Origin of the sequence: Anaeromyxobacter sp. SG17 (genome assembly GCF_022690695.1) — a bacterium.
In the GTDB taxonomy this organism is placed as follows: domain Bacteria; phylum Myxococcota; class Myxococcia; order Myxococcales; family Anaeromyxobacteraceae; genus Anaeromyxobacter; species Anaeromyxobacter soli.
Genome location: NZ_JALCYX010000035.1, coordinates 12,657 through 33,813 on the forward strand (window position 1 = coordinate 12,657; position 21,157 = coordinate 33,813).

General features: G+C 76.2%; 15 protein-coding genes. 11 read left to right on the top strand and 4 right to left on the bottom strand.

Annotated elements, in window-relative coordinates:
- Positions 1-9 precede the first annotated feature (9 nt).
- On the bottom strand, positions 10-249 hold the full coding sequence (locus tag MNY60_RS13910; RefSeq protein WP_242360857.1) for a hypothetical protein: 240 nt from the start codon (positions 247-249) through the stop codon (positions 10-12).
- Between the two features lie 198 nt (positions 250-447).
- On the opposite strand from MNY60_RS13910, the gene MNY60_RS24310 reads away from it, so the two are divergent.
- Positions 448-1,872 carry a YdcF family protein gene (locus tag MNY60_RS24310; protein WP_308197132.1) on the top strand — a complete coding sequence of 475 codons (1,425 nt, stop codon included), beginning with the start codon at positions 448-450 and terminating at the stop codon, positions 1,870-1,872.
- A gap of 119 nt (positions 1,873-1,991) precedes the next feature.
- On the opposite strand, the gene thiD is transcribed toward MNY60_RS24310, so the two are convergent.
- Entirely contained in the window at positions 1,992-2,774 is a 783-nt protein-coding gene (gene thiD / locus MNY60_RS13920; RefSeq protein ID WP_242340714.1) for a bifunctional hydroxymethylpyrimidine kinase/phosphomethylpyrimidine kinase, read from the bottom strand.
- 113 nt (positions 2,775-2,887) lie between these two features.
- Here thiD and MNY60_RS13925 point away from each other — a divergent pair, with 113 nt between their 5' ends.
- The 10 genes from MNY60_RS13925 to aceK all read left to right on the top strand — a co-directional run bounded on the left by MNY60_RS13925 (position 2,888) and on the right by aceK (position 17,441).
- Entirely contained in the window at positions 2,888-5,350 is a 2,463-nt protein-coding gene (locus MNY60_RS13925) for a DUF3536 domain-containing protein (RefSeq protein ID WP_242360859.1), read from the top strand.
- A 147-nt stretch (positions 5,351-5,497) separates the two neighbouring features.
- Positions 5,498-6,070: a hypothetical protein gene (locus MNY60_RS13930; RefSeq protein WP_242340712.1), complete on the top strand. Its 573-nt coding sequence runs from the start codon at positions 5,498-5,500 to the stop codon at positions 6,068-6,070.
- 65 nt (positions 6,071-6,135) lie between these two features.
- Positions 6,136-7,188, top strand: a complete 1,053-nt coding sequence (locus MNY60_RS13935) for an isoaspartyl peptidase/L-asparaginase (RefSeq protein WP_242360861.1) — start codon at positions 6,136-6,138, stop codon at positions 7,186-7,188.
- A gap of 92 nt (positions 7,189-7,280) precedes the next feature.
- Positions 7,281-7,523: a hypothetical protein gene (locus tag MNY60_RS13940; RefSeq protein WP_242340710.1), complete on the top strand. Its 243-nt coding sequence runs from the start codon at positions 7,281-7,283 to the stop codon at positions 7,521-7,523.
- Entirely contained in the window at positions 7,520-8,341 is an 822-nt protein-coding gene (locus tag MNY60_RS13945) for a hypothetical protein (protein WP_242360863.1), read from the top strand. The genes MNY60_RS13940 and MNY60_RS13945 overlap by 4 nt, the downstream gene beginning before the upstream one ends.
- Positions 8,342-8,405: 64 nt before the next feature.
- Positions 8,406-11,180 carry an MASE1 domain-containing protein gene (locus MNY60_RS13950; RefSeq protein ID WP_242356530.1) on the top strand — a complete coding sequence of 925 codons (2,775 nt, stop codon included), beginning with the start codon at positions 8,406-8,408 and terminating at the stop codon, positions 11,178-11,180.
- Between the two features lie 66 nt (positions 11,181-11,246).
- A complete protein-coding gene (locus MNY60_RS13955; RefSeq protein ID WP_242356528.1) occupies positions 11,247-11,924 on the top strand; it encodes an ABC transporter ATP-binding protein in 678 nt (225 codons plus the stop codon).
- Positions 11,925-11,927: 3 nt separating this feature from the next.
- Positions 11,928-14,453, top strand: a complete 2,526-nt coding sequence (locus tag MNY60_RS13960; protein ID WP_242360865.1) for an FtsX-like permease family protein — start codon at positions 11,928-11,930, stop codon at positions 14,451-14,453.
- On the top strand, positions 14,443-15,552 hold the full coding sequence (locus tag MNY60_RS13965; RefSeq protein ID WP_242341056.1) for a lipocalin-like domain-containing protein: 1,110 nt from the start codon (positions 14,443-14,445) through the stop codon (positions 15,550-15,552). Before MNY60_RS13960 ends, MNY60_RS13965 begins: the two co-directional genes overlap by 11 nt.
- Positions 15,553-15,695: 143 nt before the next feature.
- Positions 15,696-17,441, top strand: a complete 1,746-nt coding sequence (aceK, locus tag MNY60_RS13970; protein ID WP_242341055.1) for a bifunctional isocitrate dehydrogenase kinase/phosphatase — start codon at positions 15,696-15,698, stop codon at positions 17,439-17,441.
- A 6-nt stretch (positions 17,442-17,447) separates the two neighbouring features.
- On the opposite strand, the gene MNY60_RS13975 is transcribed toward aceK, so the two are convergent.
- Both MNY60_RS13975 and MNY60_RS13980 read right to left on the bottom strand, forming a co-directional pair.
- Positions 17,448-19,055 carry a serine/threonine protein kinase gene (locus MNY60_RS13975; RefSeq protein ID WP_242352535.1) on the bottom strand — a complete coding sequence of 536 codons (1,608 nt, stop codon included), beginning with the start codon at positions 19,053-19,055 and terminating at the stop codon, positions 17,448-17,450.
- Between the two features lie 10 nt (positions 19,056-19,065).
- Positions 19,066-21,144, bottom strand: coding sequence for a tetratricopeptide repeat protein (locus MNY60_RS13980; protein WP_242341053.1), 2,079 nt, complete (start codon positions 21,142-21,144; stop codon positions 19,066-19,068).
- Positions 21,145-21,157: the final 13 nt, after the last annotated feature.

Genomic DNA, 21,157 nt, shown 5'->3' on the forward strand with positions numbered 1-21,157 from the left:
CTCGAGGCGCTACTTCGGGACCTTCCGGTCGAACTCCCGCACGTCCTCCGCCGTGGGCGCGGCGCTCGCGTCGGTCTCCTGCGCCGGCGCCGCGGCGAGAGCGGGCCTCGCCGGCTCCGCCGCCGCGGCGAGCGGGATCGCCGGCGGGATGAGGCGCGTCTCGGGCTCGCGCGGCTTCGAGCAGGCGGACGCCGCCGCGATGGCGGCGAGCAGGGTGACGGGGACGAGCGGCAGGTAGATGCGGGACATCGGGGCTCCTCGGTGCTGCGGGTTCGAGGCACGCGAGTGCAGCCGGCGTGCCCGCGCGAGGGGCCGCGCGCGGACGGGGGAATCGGCGGCGCGGTGGACGGTGGGACACGGCCGGCGTGTCCTCACGCCCACGGCCGCCGTTCTCCGGGCAGGGCGACGCCGTCGAGGGTGCGGATCGGGTATTCATGGCGCCCTCACGTGTTCCTCTCCCTCTCCAAGCTCCTCGACCTCGCGGTCGCACCACTCACCTGGACCCTGGTCCTGCTCCTCGGCGCGGCCCTCTTCCACCGCCGCCCGCGCGCGCCGTGGGCGCTCGGGCTCGCCGCGGTCGCAGTGCTCGTCGCCCCGTCGCTCGCGCCGGTGGCCAACGGGATCCAGCGCTTCGCGGAGGCGGGCGCCGAGCGCACCTTCCGCCCCGAGGTCGTCTACGACGCCGCCATCGTGCTCGCCGGGCAGGTGGACGCCGACGCGTCGCGGGAGAGCGGCGAGACCGAGCTCCAGGACGCGGTCGACCGCGTCCTGCGCGGGCTCGAGCTCTGGCGGGCGGGGCGGGTCCGGCACCTCCTCCTCTCCGGCAGCCCGGTCGAGCTGGCGCCGGGCGAGCCGTCCGAGGCGGAGCGGCTGCGCGACGCGCTCGTCCGGTGGGGCGTGCCCGCAGCGGCGATCGTGATCGACCCGCGCAGCCGCAACACGCGCGAGAACGCCATCGAGTCCGCGCGCCTCGTGGCGGCCCACGGGTTTCGCTCGCTCCTCCTCGTCACGAGCGCCGCGCACGTGCCTCGCGCGCTCGGCTGCTTCCGCGCCGTCGGCCTGTCACCGGACGTGCTGCCGGTCGACCGGCGCGCGGGGCGGGGCGGGAGCTGGCTGCCGCGGGCGGGCGCGCTCGCGCAGAGCACGAAGGCCCTGCACGAGCTCGCGGGGAGGGTGGTGTACCGCCTCGCCGGCTACAGCCGGGGGGGCGAGCGACCGCGCGCGCGACGCGGCCCGGGCGGCGGCGGCGCCTGCGGTGAGCGCGGGCGCGGCGCGCGAGGGGGCGAGCGAGGCGAGATCGCCGTGCGTGCGGGCGACGTGGATGTCGATCCAGCGCGGCAGCCAGGAGGTGAAGCGGACCTCCTGCAGCGCGACGAGGCCCCGCCGCGTGACGCTGTCCACGAGCTCGTCGAGGTCGGAGAGGAAGCGCTCGTGCTCGTGCGCGTGGCGCGCGAGGCTCCTCGCGCCGGCCTGGCGGAGCTTCGCCTCCTCCTCGATGAACTGGGCCTCGGCGGCGACCCGCAGCAGCTCGAGTCTCGTCACCGCCTCGTCCACGCGTCCGGCGCGCACGGTCTCTACGAGGCGATTGGTGCGGTGCAGGAGATCGCGCTGCTTCGCGTCGATCGAGTCGATCCCAACCGCGTGACCCGAGTGCCACTGAATCCACATGAGGCGCGCCTCCTGCCGTGGGAGCTCCGGTGCGTCGGAGCCGTGTGTCGAGTGGGAAAGGTCTCGCGAATTACCACGTCGGCCCCATGCGGCGCGAGGCCGCACCCGAGATTTCTAGACATCGCGCTCGAACCGCCGTGTTCCCGCGGGTCTCGCGATCTAGACCGCAATACTCGGCAATGCGCTCGATTCGAGAGTCGGTAGAAGACCGCTCCGCTCGATCTCGGAGATCCTGGCGGGCGGCCGAGCGGGCGATCTGGGTGTAGTACGTACGGTGAACCACCTCGCCTCGCCCGTTCATCACGGAGGGTGAGGTGCGCGGCTCACCGCAGTGGGTGCAGGTGGTCGACGACGCCGCGGCCCCGCCCGACGGCGTAGGACCGCCTGAGCCCCTCCGTCAGGTAGGCCTTCGCGGCGCGCACCGCGTCGAGCAGCCCGTCGCCGAGCGCCAGTCGCGCGCAGATCGCCGCGGAGAGGGTGCAGCCGGTGCCGTGCGTGTTCTCGGTCTCGACGCGCGCCGCAGGCAGCTCGACGACGTCCTCGCCGTCGAAGAGCACGTCGACGGGGTCGCCCTCGAGCGCCCCGCCCTTCACGAGCACGGCCCGCGCGCCGAGCGCGGCGAGGTCGCGCGCGGCGGCGCGCATGGCGCGGACGTCTCGAACCGGGCGCCCGAGCAGCGCGGCGGCCTCGTGCAGGTTCGGCGTGACGAGCGTCGCGCGCGGGAACAGGCGCTCGACGTAGGCGCGCTCGGCCGCCGCGTCGAGCAGCGCGTCGCCGCTCTTCGCGACCATCACCGGATCCACCACGAGCGGTCCCAGCGGCAGCCGCGCCGCCGCCTCGGCGACGGCCGCGATGATCCCCGCGTTCGCGAGCATGCCGGTCTTCGTCGCGGCGACCGGCATGTCGGTCGCGACCGCCTCGATCTGCGCCACCACCATGGCGGGCTCGAGCGCCACCCAGGCCGTGACGCCGATCGAGTTCTGCGCGGTGACGGCGGTGAGCGCCGAGGTGCCGTGGAGGCGGTGGGCTGCGAACGTGCGGAGGTCCGCCTGGACGCCGGCGCCGCCTCCGGAGTCGGAGCCGGCGATGGTGAGGGCCACCTTCATGGCGCGGCAACATAACCGAAAGCCCCCGCCCGGGCGGGCCCATGTCGGCGGCCGCCCGCCCGCGGCCCACCGGGGGGCGGGGCCCGGGGTCCCGGCGCGCCTAACATGCAGCGGTGACGCGCCGCTTCCTCTGCCTGCACGGCCACTTCTACCAGCCGCCGCGCGAGAACCCCTGGATCGAGGCCATCGAGGTCCAGGACTCCGCCGAGCCGTTCCACGACTGGAACGAGCGGATCGCCGTCGAGTGCTACGCGCCGAACGGCGCGGCGCGCCTCAAGAGCGCGGAAGACCGCATCGTCGACATCGTCAACAACTACGTCCACCTGTCGTTCAACTTCGGGCCGACCCTGCTCGCGTGGCTCGAGCGCGAGCGGCCGGACGTTCACGCGCGGGTCGTCGAGGCGGATCAGAAGAGCGTCGATCGGCGCGCGCACGGGAACGCGCTCGCGCAGGGCTACAACCACGCGATCCTCCCGCTCGCGTCGCCGCGCGACCGGCGCACGCAGATCCGCTGGGGCATCGCCGACTTCCGCCGCCGCTTCGGGCGGGCGCCCGAGGGCTTCTGGCTGCCCGAGACCGCCGCGGACACGCCCACGCTCGAGGCGCTCGCGGAGGAGGGGATCCGCTACACCGTGCTCTCGCCCTACCAGGCGCGGCGCGTGCGTCCGCCGGGCGGCGAGTGGCTGGACGCGACGGACGCGCGCTTCGATCCCACCCGGCCCTATCGCGTGCGCGCGGGGCAGCGCGAGCTCGCCGTGTTCTTCTACGACGGGCACATCGCCCGCGACCTCGCCTTCGGCGACGCGCTCTCGTCCCCCGACGCCCTCATCCGCCGCCTCGAGGGCGGCTTCGATCCCGGCCGCGGGCACGACGAGATCCTCACCATCGCCTTCGACGGCGAGACGCTCGGCCACCACAAGAAGGGCGGGGACGAGGTCCTGGCGGCGGCGCTGCGCCTCCTCGGCCGGCGCGACGACCTCGAGCTCGTGAACCTCGGGCAGGCGCTCGACCGCATGGAGCCGGAGTGGGAGGCGGAGATCGCGGAGGGCTCGTCCTGGAGCTGCGCGCACGGGATCGAGCGGTGGCGCTCCGACTGCGGTTGCAACGCGGGGGCCGAGCCGGGCTGGACTCAGGCGTGGCGCGCGCCGCTGCTCGCCGCGCTCGAGACGCTGCGCGCAGCGCTCGGCGACGTGTTCGAGCGCGAGGCCACGGGCCTGCTCACCGATCCCTGGGGCGCGCGCGACCGGTACGTCGAGGTAGTGCTCGATCCGGATCGGCGCGAGGCGGACGAGTTCCTGCGCCGCGAGGCCGGGCGGCCGCTCGGGGCCGACGAGACGGTGAAGGCGCTCCGCCTCCTGGAGATGCAGCGGCAGGCGCTCCTCATGTTCACGAGCTGCGGCTGGTTCTTCGCGGAGCTCTCCGGGATCGAGACGGTCCAGGTGATGAAGTACGCGGCGCGCGCGATCCAGCTGGTCCGCGACGCGTCCGGCGTGGACCTCGAGCCCGCGTTCGTCGAGGCGCTCGCGCGCGCCCCGTCCAACGTCCCCGCCCTCGGCGACGGGCGGCGGGTCTACGAGAGCCTCGTCCGCCCCAGCGTCGCGTCGCTCGAGGGCGTCGGCGCGCACCTCGCCATCGCGAGCACGGTGCGCGAGATGCCTCCGGACGGTCAGCTGTTCTGCTTCCGCTACCGGCTCGAGTCCGCGCGCCGGGCGCAGTCCGGGCCCGCGACGCTCGCCGTCGGGCGGATGCACCTCGAGAGCGTCATCACGCGAGAGACCGTCGACGCGCTGTACTGCGTCGTCCACTTCGGCGCGGCGGACTTCCGCTGCGGGCTCGTGCCGTACCCGGGCGCCGAGGCGCAGGCGGAGGTCGAGCGGATCCTCTTCGCGCAGCTCGAGCGCATCTCCTTCGCCCGGCTCCTGCGCGAGGTGGATCGCGCGTTCCCGGGGCGCGACTACGCCCTGCGCGACCTGTTCCTCGACGAGCGCCGCCGCGTGGCGGGCGTGCTGCTCGAGGGGACGATGCGCCGGTACGAGGACGACTACCTGCGGGTGTTCGAGGACAACCGGCGGCTCATGGAGTTCCTGCGGGAGATCGACTCGCCGGTGCCGACGCCGCTCAGGGTCGCCGCGGACGTGACGCTCACCCGCCGCATCCTCGACGTCACGGCCCGCGCGCGGGCGGGCGCGGTGAGCATCGAGGAGGGGATCGCCGAGCTCCTCGCGACCGTCCAGCTCGCCAGCGCGCTGGGCGCGCACTTCGACGTCGTGAGGGTTCGCCGCGAGGTCGAGGAGCTCGTGCGGACGCGCCTCGAGGCGCTCGTCGCGGGGCGCGGCGGTCCGGCGCGCGCAGACGAGCTCATCGCGATCCTCGAGCTCGCGCGGCGCGTCGGGCTCTGGCTCGACCTCTGGGAGCCGCAGAACCGCTTCTGGGAGTGGGCGGGCACGCGCGGGATCACGCTCGACCGGGAGCGGACCGCCCGGCTCGCGCGGCGGCTCTGGTTCGACGAGCGGACGCTCCTCGTCCGCGCCGGGTACGCCCCGCGCCGGACCGAGGCGCCGCCCGCGCTCCGCTGATCCCGCGGCGAGGCCGCTCGCGCCGGCGCCTGGGCGACCACATCGCCTCCGTCCGCCCCACCACGGCGAGCGTCGCGCTCGCGCGGCGCCCCCGTGTAGAATCCGCCGCCCGGCGGCTCCTCGCCGGCGTGAGGAGGCTCGAGGCGCATGACGAAGACGGAGCGGACGGTCGCGCTGTACGTGGCGGCGAGCATCACCGGTGCGCTCGCCCTCGCGCTCCTCCAGGCGATCGCGGGCGGCGTGCTCACCCGGGCGCTGGAGCTGTCCGAGGACTCGATCTGGCGCGGCCTCGGCGTGGCGCGGTTCGGCCTCTTCAAGCTCGGGCTCTTCTTCGCGGTGTTCGGCGTCCTCTGGCTCGTGCTCCGCGGCGAGAGCCTCGCGCGGCGCGTCGGCGCCGGGCTCCTCGCCACCGCCGTGCTCGGGTGGGTCGGGAAGGAGCTGGTGTTCGAGGACCGCGGTCTCGCCGCGCTCTACGTGCTGCTCGGCCTCGCGGCCACGCTCGCGTCCGCGTTCGAGGCCTGGCGCCGGTGGGCGGCGGCGGGTGTCCTCGGGCTCGTGGTCGCCGCGACGGCGCTCGCCTCGCAGGGCGACTCGCTCGTCGAGGGCCGGAACTTCTTCGCTGCGATCGTGGTGGGCGTGCTCTTCTGCGCGCCGGCGATCGCCTGGGTGGCCGCGACGGGCGAGGCGGTCGACCGCGCCGGCGTGGCGCTCGATCGCTGAGGCCCGCTCGCCCGGGACCAACCCACCGTTGATTCCCGGCGTCTTCGGGGAGACGATGCGCGGGCATGACGACGCTCGTCGCGCTGACCGCCGTGCTCCTCGCGTCCGGCCCCGTGCCGGCCGCGCCGATCGAGCCTCCCCCGCCCGCGCCACCGGCTTCTCCGGCGACGCGCGCACCGCCCGCCGTCGTGGTCCACGGCGGCGCGGGGAGCGCGCGCGTCCGGATGGACGCGACGGGAGCGTCCGCGCAGCGCGGCCTCGAGGTGCTGCGCGAGGGCGGCTCCGCGCTCGACGCGGCGATCGCGGCGGTGGTGCGGCTCGAGGACGACTGCCGGTTCAACGCGGGCACCGGCGCGAACCTCAGGATGGACGGGAAGACCGTGCAGATGGACGCGGCGGTGATGGACGGGGCGACGGGTGGGTTCGGGGCGGTGGCGGCCATCGAGCGGGTGAAGAACCCGGTGCTCGTCGCGCGCAAGGTGCTCGAGACGCCGCACCTCCTCATCGTGGGCGACGGCGCGACGCGGTTCGCCCGCGCCATGGGTTTCCGGGATCACGACCCCGTCTGCCCGGAGAGCCGCGCCCGCTACGAGCGGGTCCGCCGGATCCTGTCGGGCAAGGAGCAGGGGACGGTCCCGGCCTGGCGCCGTTACGACTGGCGCAAGGCGTGGAACTTCCCGGGGCCGATCCCGGCGGCGCTGAAGGAGGCGCTCGGGACGCCCGACACCGTCGGCGCGGTGGTGCGCGACGCGGAGGGCCGCTTCGCCGCCGCGATCAGCACCGGGGGCACGACGATCACCTTCGACGGGCGGGTCGGTGACGTCCCCATCTACGCGGCCGGCATCTACGCCGGCCCACACGGCGCCGTCGCGTGCACGGGCAACGGCGAGGACATCGTGAAGCGGCTCGTCGCGAAGACCGTCTACGACGATCTCGCGCGCGGGGCGCCCGCGCAGGAGGCGGTGGAGCGCGCGCTCGAGGCGTTTCCCCCCGAGGTGGACCTCGGGGTCGTCGCCCTGTCCGCGGACGGCGAGGGCGGCGGCTGCAACTACTCGGCGGAGCGGAAGGCGTTCGACCGTCGCTACCGCGAGAACATGGCCTGGAGCGTGGCCCGGTGAGCGCGTCCGCGCAGGCGAGGAACGCGCCGTCACGAAACCGTCACACTTCACGGCCTTTGCCTGGCGCGCCGCGCGGGTCTAGGCTGCGCGCCGTGCCGGGGGGCAAGTCTAGGGGAGACGTCATCGCGACGGCGCTCGCGAGGTGGATCGGGCCAGACACGGCCCGCGCCGTGGTGCGTACGTTCTCCGATCGCGTGCTCGGCCTGAGACCGGACGAGATCGGCCCCGAGGACGTGCCGCGGCTCCTCGAGTCGCTCCGCCCCATGCTGCGAACGCTGCTCGGGCAGGGGCCAGCGGAGCACGTCCTCGCCGAGCTCGAGGAGGCGCTCCGGTGAGCATGCGCTACGGATGGCTCGCCGCGATCCCCGTCGCGGGCGCCCTCGCGGTCGCCGCGCTCGCGCTGACGACCGGCCGGGAACCCGAGCTCTGGTTCGCGACCCAGCTCGTCACCCAGTCGCTCGCGACCGTCGGGTGCCTGGCCGCCGCCGCGGCGTTCGAGCGGCGTGACTTCATGTTCCGCGCCTGGCTCTTGTCGGCCGTGTCGTTCCTCCTGCCGGTGGTGAACAAGCTCACCACGGGCCCGCACGGCGACTGGCTCGTGGGCCCCGAGCCGACCTGGCTTCAGGTCGGGTACATCCTCGCGGTGAACGTCGCCGCCGTCGGCAGCGCGCTCCTCTTCGTCGCCGCCTTCTTCCGCGCGGGGCTCGCGCTCACCGGCTCGCGGGTGCAGGGCGCGCTCGACGGCGCCGCGGTCTTCGTCGTGGGGCTCGGGCTGGGGATCCCCACCCTCCTGCGCGACGCCGCCGACGCGCTCGTCGCGGGCGGCGCCTCGCAGGCGTTCTTCGACGCGGTCTCGGTCGCGGGCGACGTCATCTGCTTCGTGCTGGTCGCGCCGCTGTTCCGGATCGCGCGGCAGTTCCGCGGCGGCGCGCTGCAGTGGCCCTGGGGGCTGCTCGCCGCCTCCAACCTGTGCTGGCTCTTCTACGACGCGGCGGCGACCGGCGCGCGGGTCGCGGGCTCGGACGCGCTTCACTCCGTGAGCGAGGTGGTGCTCGCGCTCGCGAGCCTCAGCGCGCTCTCGGCGGCGCTCGCCCACCGGCAGGTCGTCGCGGACTCCCGCCGCGCTCCCGCGCCCTCGCGCTCCGAGCCGTGACCGGGACGCGGGCGGGAGGCGCCCGTGTCACGGAGCGCACTTTCCTGATAGCGTAAGTCGCCCGATGACGCGCCCCGTTCACCCGGGCGTCGGAGGGGACCCGCCGCCTTCCCAGAACGGCGTCGTCCTCGGCCGCGCCGTCGCCTTCTTCGTCGCGTACCTCCTCCTCTGCAGAGCGGGGGACGCCTTCTCGGCCTACCCGGGCGCGTTCGCGACCTACTGGCCGCCGGTCGGGCTGCTCGCGGGTGCCCTCCTCCTGGGCGGTCGCGGTCGCGAGCGGCTCGCGCTCGCCGGCGCCGCGATCGCGGCCGAGATCGTCGCGAGCGGCGCGACCGGCCGCAGCGCCGCCCTCGTCACCGTCAACGTCGTGGTGGACCTCCTCGACGCCGCCCTCGCGGCGGCGCTCGTGTCGAGGCTCGCCGGACCGCGGCGGCCGACGGCCAGCGTGCGCGGCGTCGCCGCCCTCGTGCTGCTCGGGGCGCTCGCTGCGCCGCTCGCGCCGTCCGCGCTGGGCGCGGCGAGCGCCATGGCGCACTACGGCTGGTCGGGGACGGTGCAGTTCCTCCACGTGTGGCGGGCCTGGTGGACGGGCGACGCGCTCGGGATCCTGGTGTTCGCGCCGCTCGTCGTGTCCTGGATGCCCGGCCGGCGGCGGCTGCGCCCGCTCGCCCTCTCGCGCGCGGTCGAGGCCGCCGTCGTGGCCGCAGCGCTGGGCGGGTCGGCGGTGCTCGTCTTCGCGGGCGGCACGCGGCTCGAGCGGAGCTACCTCCTCCTGCCGCCGCTCGTCTGGGCGGGCTCGCGCTTCGGCGTGCGAGGCGCGTCGGCCGGCGCGGCGATCGTGTCGCTCGTCGGCGCCGGGCTCACCTCCCGGACGCGCTTCCTCGATCCGAGCACCACGATCACGGCGGCGGACGTGCAGGTGCAGCTGCTCGTGTTCATCGCGGTGGCGACCGCCCTCGTGCTCGGCGCAGCGCTCGCGGAGCGAGAGCGCACGCTCTCCGCGCTCGCGGAGAGCGAGGCCCGCTTCGACGCGTTCCTGCGCCACACCCCGGCCGTCATCTTCATCAAGGATGCCCAGGGCCGGGTCGTGACCGGGAACCCGAGCTTCGCCCGGGCGCACGGCCTCGGACTGGACGAGCTCCAGGGCAGGTCGGCCGCGGAGATGTTTTCACCGACCGTCGCGCAGCGGGTGGCGGCCGTGGACCGGGCCGTCCTCGAGAACGGGGAGATCGGGCGCGAGGAGATGGAGCTGTCCGGTCGCTCCTTCGTGGCGCTCAAGTTCCGCATGCCTCGCGGCGAGGAGGCTCCGCTGCTCGGCGGGGTGGCGCTCGACGTGACGGACCTCCGCCGCGCCGAGCGTGCCTTGCGCCTCGCGCAGACGGCGCTCGAGCGCGGCTACGCCCCCGTTCTCATCCTCGATCCGGGGGGCCGCATCACCTACGCGAACGACGCGGCGCAGCGGCTCTTCGGGCGCGGGGCCGCGGAGCTCGTAGGCCGTGCGGTGTGGGACGTGGACGGCGGCTTCGCCGAGGCGGGCTGGCCGGCGCGCTGGGAGGAGATCCGGACGCACGGCGCGGCGGTGCTCGACGGGACGGTCCGCCGGCCGGAGGGCCGCGCCGACGCGGAGGTGGGCCTCTCGCACCTCGCCTTCGACGGCGCGGAGTACGCCATCTACACCGCCCGCGACCTCACGGACCGGCGCCGCGCCGAGGCGGCCGAGCGGCTCGCGGCGGTGGGGACGCTCGCCGCGGGGATGGCGCACGAGATCAACAACCCGCTCACCTTCGTCTCTGCGAACCTCGGCTGCGCGCGCGAGGCCCTCGGGGCGCGCGCGGGCGAGCCGGAGGTGTCCGAGGCGCTCCAGGCGCTCGACGACGCCGCGGAGGGGACGCGACGCATCGCGCGCATCATCCGCGATCTCGGGATCGTCTCCCGCTCGCGGCGGGACGGCCGCCGGCCGATCGACGTGCGCGACGAGATCGCGGGGGCCGCGAAGCTCGCCGAGCACGAGATCCGCCACCGCGCGCGCCTCGTGCTGCGGCTCGATCCGGTGCCGCCGGTCCTCGCGTCCGAGTTCCAGGTGGGTCAGGTGGTGCTGAATCTGCTCGTCAACGCCGCGCACGCGATCCCGGAGGGCGACGCCGCCGCGAACGAGATCCGCGTGACCTGCCGCGCCGGTCCCGGCGGGGAGGCCGTCCTGGAGGTCTCGGACACCGGCGCCGGCATCCCGGCGGAGCTGGGGCGACGGGTGTTCGAGCCGTTCTTCACGACGAAGCCGCCGGGCCAGGGCACCGGGCTCGGCCTCTCCGTCTGCCACGGGATCGTGACCGGGCTCGGCGGGAGGATCGAGCTCGAGAGCGAGCCGGGCAGGGGGGCCCTGTTCCGGGTCGTCCTCCCGGGGGCATCGGAGGCCCGCCCCCCCGAGCCGTCCTCCCCGTCCGCCGGGCACGCCGAGCGCGCGCGCATCCTCGTCGTGGACGACGAGCCGCTCATCGGGAGCACAGTCCGGCGGGTCCTCGCCGGTCACGACGTGGACTGCATGACCGACGCACGCGCCGCCCTCGCGCGCCTCGCGGGCGGCGAGCGCTTCGACGTGGTCCTGTGCGATCTGATGATGCCGGACCTCACCGGCATGGATCTCCACGAGGCGCTGGCGCGCGCGGCGCCCGACGCGGCCACTCGGATGGTGTTCATCACAGGGGGCGCGTTCACGGACCGGGCCCGGCGCTTCCTCGAGGCGAGCGGGCTGCCGCGAGTCGAGAAGCCGTTCGCGCCCGCGGTCCTCCGCGAGGTGGTGGGCGCGCTGCTCGCCCGCGAGCAGGTCCGCCGCGCCGGGTGACCCGCCGCCGGCCCGCGGCGGAAAGGCTCGCGCGGCTCGGGGCGCGGCGGCATGGGTGAGGGTGGGATGGAGCCGATCGTCACGTTTCGTGAAGTGGCCCGGGAGTACCGCACCGCGGGCGGGGCGGTGCTCCGCGCCCTGCGGGGCGTGTCCGGGGAGGTGCCCGCCGGCCGGATCGTGGCGGTCACCGGCCGGAGCGGCTCCGGGAAGTCCACGCTGCTCCACCTCGCCGCCGGCATCGACGCTCCCACCTCGGGCGAGGTCGTCCTGCTCGGCCGGCCGCTCGCTGCGCTGTCCGATCGCGAGCGGACTCGGCTCCGGCGCGACCACGTCGGGCTCGTGTTCCAGTTCTTCCACCTCTTGCCCCACCTCTCGGTGGAGGAGAACGTGCTCGTGCCCGCGCTCGTCGCGGGGGATCCGCTCCGCGAGGCCGCGGCCCGTGCCCGCGGCCTGCTCGCGCGCGTGGGCCTCGAGGCCCGCGCCGGGGACGCGGTCCAGAAGCTCTCCGGCGGGGAGATGCAGCGCGTCGCGCTCTGCCGGGCGCTGCTCCGGCGGCCGCGCCTCCTCCTCGCGGACGAGCCCACGGGGAACCTCGACGAGGAGAGCGGCGAGCGCGTCATGGAGCTCCTGCTCGGGCTCGCCCGCGGCGAGGGGAGCGCCGTGCTCTTCGCGACGCACAGCCGCGAGCTCGCCGCCCGCGCCGACGAGACCTGGACCCTCCACTCCGGCCTCAGGGAGCCCTGAGCCATGAGGCGCTACCTCGTGCGCGCCGTCGGGAAGGAGCTGCGCGCCGCGCGCGCGCTGTTCCTCCTCGCCGTCGCCGGGGTGGCCCTGGGCGTCGGCTCGGTGCTCTCCATCCAGCTCCTCAACCGGAGCGCCCTCGGGGCGTTCGCCGGGTCCGTGCGCGCGGTCTCCGGGGAGGCGGACCTCTCCGTGCTGGGCTGGGCGGGGTTCCTCGACGAGCGGCTCCTCGACGAGGTGCTCGCCGTCCCGGGCGTCGCAGCCGCCATCCCGCTCTGGCGCGCGGAGGCGGCGGTGGACGGCCGCGCGGACGCGAGCCTCGAGCTCGTCGGCGCGGATCTCCTCCAGGCCGCAGTGCGGGCCCCGTGGCGGCTCCCCGAGGGGGAGCTCGGCGAGGCGCTCACGCGGAGGGGTTGGGTGGCCGTCACGCCCGCCCTCGCCGCGGAGCTGGGCTGGCGCGTGGGCGACCGGATCCCGGTGTCGCTCGGCTCGAGGCGCGCGACGCTCGTCGTCGGCGCCCTGGTGGACCTGCAGCGCATCGCGCCGCTCGCCAGCCGGCGGCTCGCGGTGATGGACCTCGCCCAGGCCCAGGCGCTCCTCGGCGAGCGCGGGAGGATCCACCAGCTCGACGTGCGCGCCGCGGAGGGGGTCGCGCCGGAGGCGCTCCGCGCGAGGCTCGAGGCCCGCCTCGGCGGGCGCGCCCGGGTGCTCACGCCCGAGCAGCGCACCGCGGAGGCCGAGGGGCTCCTCGCCGCGTTCCGCCTGAACCTCACGGCCCTCTCGCTCGTCTCGCTCCTCGTGGGCGGCTTCCTCGTCTACGCCTCGGTGCGGGCCTCGCTCGCGCGCCGGCGCGAGGAGCTCGGCGTCCTGCGCGCCGTGGGCGCGACCCGCGCGCAGGTCCTCCGGCTCGTGCTCGCCGAGGCGGCGCTCCTCGGCGTCGCGGGCACCGCGGCGGGCATCCCGCTCGGCTGGCTCGCAGCGCGCGCGAACGTGGCGGCCGTGAGCGGCACCATCCGCAGCCTGTACCTGCTCGAGGGGATCGAGGCCGTGACCGTCGGCCCCGGCCTCGTCCTGCTCGCGGTCGCGACCGGCGTCGCGGGCGCGGTGGCGGGTGCGCTCGGGCCGGCGCTCGACGCGAGCCGGGAGGATCCGCGCGCGCTCCTCGCCTCGATCACGCTCGAGGAGCGGGTGCGCGCCCGCTCCGGCCGCACGCTCGCCGCCGGGCTCGCCGCGCTCGCCGCGGGCGCGGCGGCGCACCTCGCGCTCCGGGGCCGCTGGCCGCCCTCCGCGTTCGTGCTCGCGCTCGGGGTCCTCGTCGCCGTCCCGCTCGCCGCGCCGGCCGCCATCCGGCTCCTCGGCCGCGCCGGGCGGCCCCAGCGGCTCGGGGTCGCGTACGGCGCGCGCACGCTCGGGGCGAGGCTCGGCTCCTCGGCCGTCGCGGCGGGGGCGCTCGCGGTCGCGGTGGCGATGCTCGCCGGGGTCACCGTCATGGTCGGCAGCTTCCGCGGCTCCGTGGAGCGCTGGCTCGACGCGACCCTCCGGGCGGACGTGTTCGTCACGACGCCGTCGTGGCGGCGCGCGCGCAGCGACGCGACGCTCGCGCCGGAGGTGGTCGCGCGGCTCCGGCAGGCGCCGGGGCTCGTCGCGGTCGATCTCCTCCGCCAGGTGCAGGTCCAGGCGGCCGGCAGGCGCATCTCGCTCTCCGGGATCGACGGCGCGCTGCCCGGCGGCGAGCGGCGCTTCGCGCTCCTCGCGGGAGACCCCGCCGCGGTGATGGCGGCGCTGCGGAGGGGCGCCGCGCTCGTCTCCGAGCCGCTCGCGCGGAAGGCCGGCCTCGCGCCCGGGTCGCGGCTCGCGGTGCGCGGCCCCGAGGGCGAGATCGCGCTGCCCGTCGCGGGGGTGTACCGCGACTACGGCACCGAGGGGGGCGCCGCGCTCGTGGACCTCTCCACCTTCGCGCGCCTGTTCGGGCCCGGCGCCCCGTCGAACGCCGCGCTGTACCTCGCTCCCGGCGCGGATGCCGAGGCGACCGTCCTCCGGCTCCGCGCGGCGCTGCGGGACCACGCGCTCCAGATCCGCTCCAACCGGACGCTCCGCGCGGAGGTGCTCGCGCTCTTCGAGCAGACGTTCGCCGTGACCCGGCTCCTCCAGGTGATGGGGCTCGTCATCGCGGCCGCCGGGGTGACGCTCTCGCTCCTGGTTCTCGCCCGCGAGCGGCGCGGCGAGCTCGCCCTGTACCGCGCCCTCGGCGCCACGCGTCCGCAGCTCTTCACGGTGTTCCTCGGACGCGGCCTCGGCATCGGCGTCGTCGGCCTCGCGCTCGGCGCGGCCGGCGGCGCCGCGCTCGCGCTCGTGCTCGTCGAGGTGGTGAACCCTGCGTTCTTCGGGTGGAGCATCGCCCTCCACCCTCCCTGGGCCGCGCTCGCAGGGCAGGCCCTCGCGATCCTCGCCGCCGCCGCCGCGGCGAGCCTCTACCCGGCGCTCACGGCGAGCCGCACCCCGGCGGCGGAGCTCTCTCGCGATGCGCTCTAGCCCCCTCGCCGCGCTCCTCGCCGTCGCGCTGGCCGGCGCGCCGGGGTGGCGTCCGGCGGATCCCGCGCATCGCTGGGAGCTGCCCCGCGATCACCACGCGCACCCGGACCACCGGAACGAGTGGTGGTACTTCACGGGGACGCTCGCCGTCGTGGACGCTCCGGCGCGCCGGCTCGGCTACCAGCTCACCTTCTTCCGAGCCGGGCTCTCCCCGGACCCGCCCGCGCTCGACTCCGCCTGGGCGGCGAGCCAGGCGGTGATGGGCCACGCGGCGGTGACCGACCTGCGCTCCGGGAAGCACGTCTTCTCGGAGGTGCTCTGGCGCGCCGCGCCGCTCCTCGGCGGCTTCGGCGCGCCGTCCGATCCCGTCCTGGCCTGGGCGCGCGCGCCCGCGGGCACTCCGGGGCGCTGGACGCTGCGGCTCGAGGACGGCGCGTTCCACCTCGCCATGCGCGACGACGCGCGCGGCATCGCCTTGGACCTCGTCGCCCGCCCGTCGAAGCCCCTCGTCCTGCAGGGGCCGAACGGCTACAGCCGCAAGGCGGCGCAGGAGGGCTACGCGAGCCTCTACGCCTCGTACACGCGGCTCGCGACCGAGGGGACGGTGACGGTGGGCGCGGAGACGCTGCGCGTGCGCGGCGAGAGCTGGATGGATCAGGAGGTCGGCTCGTCGCAGCTCGCCCCCGCGCAGGTCGGCTGGGACTGGTTCAGCCTCCGGCTCGCGGACGGGCGCGACCTCATGCTGTACGTCCTCAGGCGCGCGGACGGGAGCGTGGACTGGCGGAACGGGACGCTCGTCGCGCCCGGCGGCGCGTCGCGCGTGCTCGCGCCGGAGGAGTGGAGCGTCACCGCGCTCTCGACCTGGCGGAGCCCGCGCGGAGTGACGTACCCGGCCGGCTGGCGGATCGAGGTGCCGCGCGAGGGGCTCCGGCTCGTCGCGGCGCCGGAGGTCGCCGGGGCGGAGAACCGCTCCGCGCTGGCCGGCGGCATCTCGTACTGGGAGGGGCCGGTCCGGCTCACGGGCGCGGACGGGCGCGCGGCGGGCGAGGGGTACGTCGAGCTCACCGGCTACGGCGAGGGTACGCGGCCGCCGCTCTGAACGTCCACGGAGGGTTGCCGCACGCCCCGGCGACGGCTGGCGCGTCGTCGCAGGCGGCTCGCCTCGTCGGCGGGTCGCGGAGCCGGGCGGAACCCCAGAGGGCGCCGCGCCGGGGGGCGACGCCCCGGTTACCGTCCAGGGATATGGCGCAGCCGGACGAACTCGCCACCACGGGCGCCCTCGCCGCAGCCGGCGCCGCCGCCATCGCGGCGAGCTTCGAGGCATATCAGGACGAGCGGGTGCGCATCACCGCCCGGGCGCGCGGCCGGTTCGAGGCGAAGGACTGGGCCGGCGGCCAGGCCGACGCGCGTGAGCGGCTGGATCTCCGCGATCGGCTCGTGAACGCCTGCGTCGGCACGGTGCGCGCCGAGCTCGGCGCGGCGGCGCACGATCACCCCCTCTGGCGGAGCATGAAGGAGCTCTACGAGGCGCGGGTGGCGGCGCGGCCGGACCGGGAGATCGCGCAGTCGTTCTTCAACTCCGTCACCCGGCGTGTGTTCGTCACGGTGGGCGTGGATCCCGCCATCGAGTTCCTGGCGGCCGACGGTCCGGCGGTCCGCGAGGGCGGCGTGCCCGTTCATCGGAGCTTCCGGCGCGAGGTCACGACCGAGGCGCTCCTCCGCACCGTCCTCCGCGCCTACGCCTTCGCGGTCCCCTACGAGGACCTCGAGCGCGACGTGCGCATCGCGGCGGTCGAGCTCGACGCGCACCTGCGCGAGCTCGACGACGGCCAGCCGATCGAGACGGTCGAGCTGGTGACGTCGGTCTTCTACCGCGGGAAGGGCGCCTACCTCGTCGGGCGGCTCCGGCGCGGGCGGTTCACGACCCCGCTCGTCCTGGCCCTGGTCCATGGCGCGGGCGGCGTGGTCCTCGACGCCATCCTCCTCACCGCCGAGGACGTCTCGATCGTGTTCAGCTTCACGCGCTCGTACTTCCACGTGGAGGTGGAGCGACCGCGCGAGCTGGTGGCGTTCCTCTCCACGCTCATCCCGCAGAAGCGGGTGTCGGAGCTCTACATCGCGCTCGGCTTCAACAAGCACGGCAAGACCGAGCTGTACCGGGAGATCGCGCGCCACATCGCCGCCACCGGCGAGTCGTTCGTGCCGGCGCGCGGCGACAAGGGGCTCGTGATGAGCGTGTTCACGATCCCGGGGCTCGACGTCGTCTTCAAGGTCATCAAGGACGAGTTCAAGCCGCCCAAGCAGACGACGCGCCGCGAGGTCATGGACAAGTACCGGCACGTCTTCCGCCACGACCGCGCCGGCCGGCTGGTGGACGCGCAGGAGTACGAGCACCTCGCGTTCCCGGCGGACCGCTTCTCGCCCGAGGTGCTGCGCGAGCTCCGGGAGGAGTGCGCCGGGAGCGTGGAGATCGGGCCGCGCGAGGTCGCCGTGCGGCACCTCTACGTGGAGCGGCGCGTGACGCCGCTCAACCTGTTCATCCGCGAGGCGGACGAGTGGACCGCGCGGCAGGCGGTGCTCGACTTCGGCCGCGCGCTCAAGGATCTCTCCGCGACGAACACCTTCCCGGGCGACCTGCTCCTCAAGAACTTCGGCGTGACGCGGCACGGGCGCGTGATCTTCTACGACTACGACGAGCTCACGCGGGTCACGGACTGCGTGTTCCGCGACCTGCCCACCGCCTCGGGCGACGACGAGGAGACGAGCGGGGAGCCCTGGTTCTACGTGGGGGAGAACGACATCTTCCCCGAGGAGCTGCTCCCCTTCCTCGGCCTGACCGGGCGGCTGCGCGAGGTCTTCCTCCACGCGCACGGGGACCTGCTCACCGGGCGCTACTGGCGCGGCATCCAGGAGCGGATCCGGGAGGGGGAGATCGTGGACATCTACCCGTACCGCGAGGAGCAGCGGCTCGTGCACGGATATGCCTAGCCGTGCTCAGTCCGCGGCGGTCCGCTCCGTCTGTCGCGTCGCCAGGATGGCGCGATCGATCGCGTCGCCCGTGCAGAACCAGGAGAAGAGCCCGCCGGCGCGCCGCGCCGACTCGAGCGCGGGGAGCGCCGCCGGGTCGCGCAGCTCGCCGAGGAGCTCCGCCGCCGCGCGGCGCGAGCCGCAGCTCTGGGCGCCGGCGAGGAGCTTCCGGGCGTTCTCGCGGAGCGCCGCGTCCTCGCGCAGCGCCGGGCGGGCGGCGAGCGCGACGCGGTAGCGCCGCAGGCACTCACCGCTCGCGCCGCGGGCGCACGCGACGTCGCCGCGGAGCTTCTCGACGAGCGGATCGCCCGGCCGGCTCCTCGCGGCCTGGTCGACCCGGGCGCGCGCGTCCGCGAGCCGGCCGCTCCTCAGGAGCGATGCGACGTCGCCTGCGAGCGCCGCCTCGCTCCGGGGCAGGTACAGCGCCGCGAGCGCGAGGGCGGGGAGGGCGAGGAGCGTGAGGCGCCGTGGAGAGGCGACGAAAGCGCGAGCGAGGCCCGGCGCCCGGGTGAGCGCGACGAGGATGGCGGGCGGGAAGGGGCGATGGGCGGGGGTCGGAGATGGGGTCGGGGTCGCGGTCGCGGTCAGGGTCGGGGTCGGGGTCAGGGTCGGGGTCGGGGTCAGGGTCGGGGTCGGGGTCAGGGTCGGGGTCGGGGTCCGGGTCGCAGTCGCGGTCGCGGTCGCGGTCGCGGTCGAGGTCGAGGTCGAGGTGTGCAGCCCCGTCGTCTGCGCGGCCGCAGCCGCCGCCGGGAGCGAGGCCGCGCTCGCGGTCGGCTCCCCGAGCCTCGCGCTGCCCAGCACGACGCGGAGCTCCTCGGCGAGCTGCGCCGCGGTCGTCCGTCTCCACGCGCGCCGGGAGAGCCCGCGGGTGACCGCCGCGGCGAGCCCGGCGGGAAGATCGGGGCGAAGCACGGCGAGCGGGACCGGCTCCTCGTGGAGCACGCGGCGGATGGCCTCGAGCGGCGTCTCGGCCGGGAAGGGCGGACGACGGGTGAGCAGCGCGTAGATCATCGCGGCGAGCGCGAACGCGTCTCCGCCGCGGGACGGCGCGCCGCCGCGGAGGAGCTCGGGGGCTGCGAAGCCGAGGGCGGAGGCGGCGGCGGGATCGGCGGGATCGGGGTGGAACGGCAGCTCGGCGTCGACGAGCGTCACGGACCCGTCCGCCGCGACGACGACGTTGCCCGGGTGCAACCGACCGTGCACGCGGCCGCGCCCGTGCAGAACGAGGACGGCGCGGGCGAGCGCGCCGGCGAGGTCGAGAGCCGCGGCGACCGGCGGCGGGGCGGCGAGCACCTCGGTGAGCGTCCGGCCCGGCACGAACGGGCGGAGGAGGTGTGCGGCGCCCTCGTGCTCCAGCACGGCCGCCGAGGCGCCGGCGCAGGCGCGCGCCCGGCGCTCGAGCTCTCCTCGTCCGACGCCCGCCCGGCGGAGCACGGCGAGCGTCCCGGCCGCCTCCGCCCGCACGAGCAGCGTCCGGCCGGGGCGGAGCACCGAGACGAGGGCGTGGCCGGGCATGGGCAGGGTTCGCGCCGCCGCGCCCCCGCTCGCCGTGATCGCCTCGCGCGCCGGAGTCATGGCCGGCCGCTCAGGGGAAGAGCAGCGACGCGGTGAGCGCCGCCTCGAGCCGCGTGTACACGTCCGCCACCCGCTCCGCGCGCGCCTCGCCGCCGACCCGGAGCCGCTGGCCGACGCGCTGCGCGAACGCGAGCCGGGCGTCGCCGCCGGCGCGGACTCCACCTCCCGCGCCGCCCACGACCTGCAGCGCGGGCCCGGCGTCGAGCGAGAGCCAGCCGCGCGCGCCCGCCTCGCGGGTCACGGACAGGCGTGGCGAGGCCGAGACGAAGAGCGGCGGCGAGAACACGCCCGGAGCGGCGTCCAGCGGGTCGCTCGTCGCGGAGAGATCGCGGGCGTGGTGGAGGGCGTCCGCGGAGACGCCCGCCGCGATCGCGAACCCGCGGGCTCGCGTGAGCGCCCGATCGACGCGGGCGCCCAGGCCCGCCGCGAAGACCGGCGAGATCCGCTCGGCGGAGATGGATCCCGCGCGCGCGGTGAGCTCGACCCGCGTGGCGCTGCCGCCTGCCAGGCGAAGCTCCACGAGGTTGTCGCTCGCCGCCCCCACGCGCGCGTCGCCGGCGCCCTCGCCGGCGTAGGCGCGGAAGGAGTCGAGGCGCGAGGCGCGCCGGAGCTCCAGCGAGGCCCGCCGGTCCTCGGTGGCGCGCTGGAGGGCCACGCCGCCCGACAGTCCGGCGGCCCCGCGGCGCACGCCGTCGAGCGCGCCCCGCAGCTCGAGCCGCGTCCCCGGCGACGGGCGCCACTCGCCCTGCACCCTCACGTCGGCCCCCGAGGCCTCGGCGCCCGCCTCCCCGCGCGCGACGGCGAACCCCGCCTCGACGGCGCTCGAGGTGAATGGCGTCGGCTCCGCGGCGCCGGACACGAAGGCGCCCACCCGCGAGAGCCTCGCGCCGCCCGGCTGCGCGAGCACCCGCGCGCCGCCGCCCGCGGCCGGCTCGCGCCCCACGCGGAGCGAGCGCTCCAGCGCGGCGACGTCCGGGCGCGCCGGGCCGTACCGCTCGGCGAGCTCCCCGTGCGCGAGGGCGCGGTCGGCGTCGCCGTTCCAGGCGAAGGCGTGCGCGAGGCCGCGGTGCGCCTCCGCGTCGTTCGGCGCCTCGGCGAGCACGGTCTCGTAGACCGCGATGGCGTCCTTGCTCGTCTCCCGGCGCGCACCGAGGACCCGAGCGAGGCCGACCCGGGCGCGCCGCGAGCGCGGCCGCTCGCGCAGGACCGCCTCGTACTCGCGGCGGGCGGCGTCGGCCGAGGCGGGATCGGCAGCGAGCACCTCGGCGTACTCGAGCCTCGTCTCGGGGGAGGGCCGGAGCGCGAGCGCGCGCGCGTACTCGCCGCGCGCCTCGTCGCGCCGCCCCGCGCGGGCGAGCGCGCGGGCGCGGCCGAGCCGCAGATCGGGATCGTCGGGGTGGCGCTCGAGGAGCGCCGCGTAGCGCCCGGCCGCCTCTCCCGCCCGGCGCGGATCCTCGGCCGTGATCCGGGCGAGCTCGCGCGCGGCGCGCTCGTCCCCGGGGCTCGCGGCGAGGCGTCGCTCGAGCTCGCGCACGGCCTCGTCGCGGTGGCGGCGATCCCAGAGCAGGAGCTTCAGCCACTCGTCGCGCAGCGCCGCGTCCTCCGGCGCGCCCGAGAGGAGCGTCCGGTACTCCGCGAGCGCCTCGTCGAGGGTGGCGCGGTCGCGCCCCAGGAGCCGCGCGAGCTCGTGGCGGCGCGCGGGATCGTCCCGGCGGCCGAGGCCCATGCGCAGGTACCTCACCGCGTCCTTCGAGCGGTACGCGTACCGGGACCACTGCAGCAGGCGGGCTTGCTCGAACGCGAGCTGCCAGTCGTCGGGGAAGCGCGCGAGGTGGCGATCGAGCTCGGCGACGGCGCGGTCCGTCTCGCCGTTCTGGAGCAGCGCCCTGCACAGCTCGTGGGAGGCCTCGCGGCTGTTCGGGTTCAGCTCGAGCGCCTTGCGCCACGCCTCGATGGCGGCGCCGTAGTTCGCGATCTGCATGTTCGCGCGGCCGCGCGACAGGTACCAGGACTCGGCGAGGCCGGCGCGCGCCGCGGGCGCGAGGGCGAGCGCGGCCGCGATGATCGCGGTGCGGATCGAGGGGCTCATGCTGGATCTCTCT

What these genes read in the sequence shown, in the direction of transcription:
- MNY60_RS13910 (WP_242360857.1), bottom strand. Translation starts at nt 249, where the DNA reads ATGTCCCGCATCTACCTGCCGCTCGTCCCCGTCACCCTGCTCGCCGCC.
- thiD (WP_242340714.1), bottom strand. Translation starts at nt 2,774, where the DNA reads ATGAAGGTGGCCCTCACCATCGCCGGCTCCGACTCCGGAGGCGGCGCC.
- MNY60_RS13930 (WP_242340712.1), top strand. Translation starts at nt 5,498, where the DNA reads ATGACGAAGACGGAGCGGACGGTCGCGCTGTACGTGGCGGCGAGCATC.
- MNY60_RS13935 (WP_242360861.1), top strand. Translation starts at nt 6,136, where the DNA reads ATGACGACGCTCGTCGCGCTGACCGCCGTGCTCCTCGCGTCCGGCCCC.
- MNY60_RS13950 (WP_242356530.1), top strand. Translation starts at nt 8,406, where the DNA reads ATGACGCGCCCCGTTCACCCGGGCGTCGGAGGGGACCCGCCGCCTTCC.
- MNY60_RS13955 (WP_242356528.1), top strand. Translation starts at nt 11,247, where the DNA reads ATGGAGCCGATCGTCACGTTTCGTGAAGTGGCCCGGGAGTACCGCACC.
- MNY60_RS13960 (WP_242360865.1), top strand. Translation starts at nt 11,928, where the DNA reads ATGAGGCGCTACCTCGTGCGCGCCGTCGGGAAGGAGCTGCGCGCCGCG.
- MNY60_RS13965 (WP_242341056.1), top strand. Translation starts at nt 14,443, where the DNA reads ATGCGCTCTAGCCCCCTCGCCGCGCTCCTCGCCGTCGCGCTGGCCGGC.
- aceK (WP_242341055.1), top strand. Translation starts at nt 15,696, where the DNA reads ATGGCGCAGCCGGACGAACTCGCCACCACGGGCGCCCTCGCCGCAGCC.
- MNY60_RS13975 (WP_242352535.1), bottom strand. Translation starts at nt 19,055, where the DNA reads ATGACTCCGGCGCGCGAGGCGATCACGGCGAGCGGGGGCGCGGCGGCG.
- MNY60_RS13980 (WP_242341053.1), bottom strand. Translation starts at nt 21,144, where the DNA reads ATGAGCCCCTCGATCCGCACCGCGATCATCGCGGCCGCGCTCGCCCTC.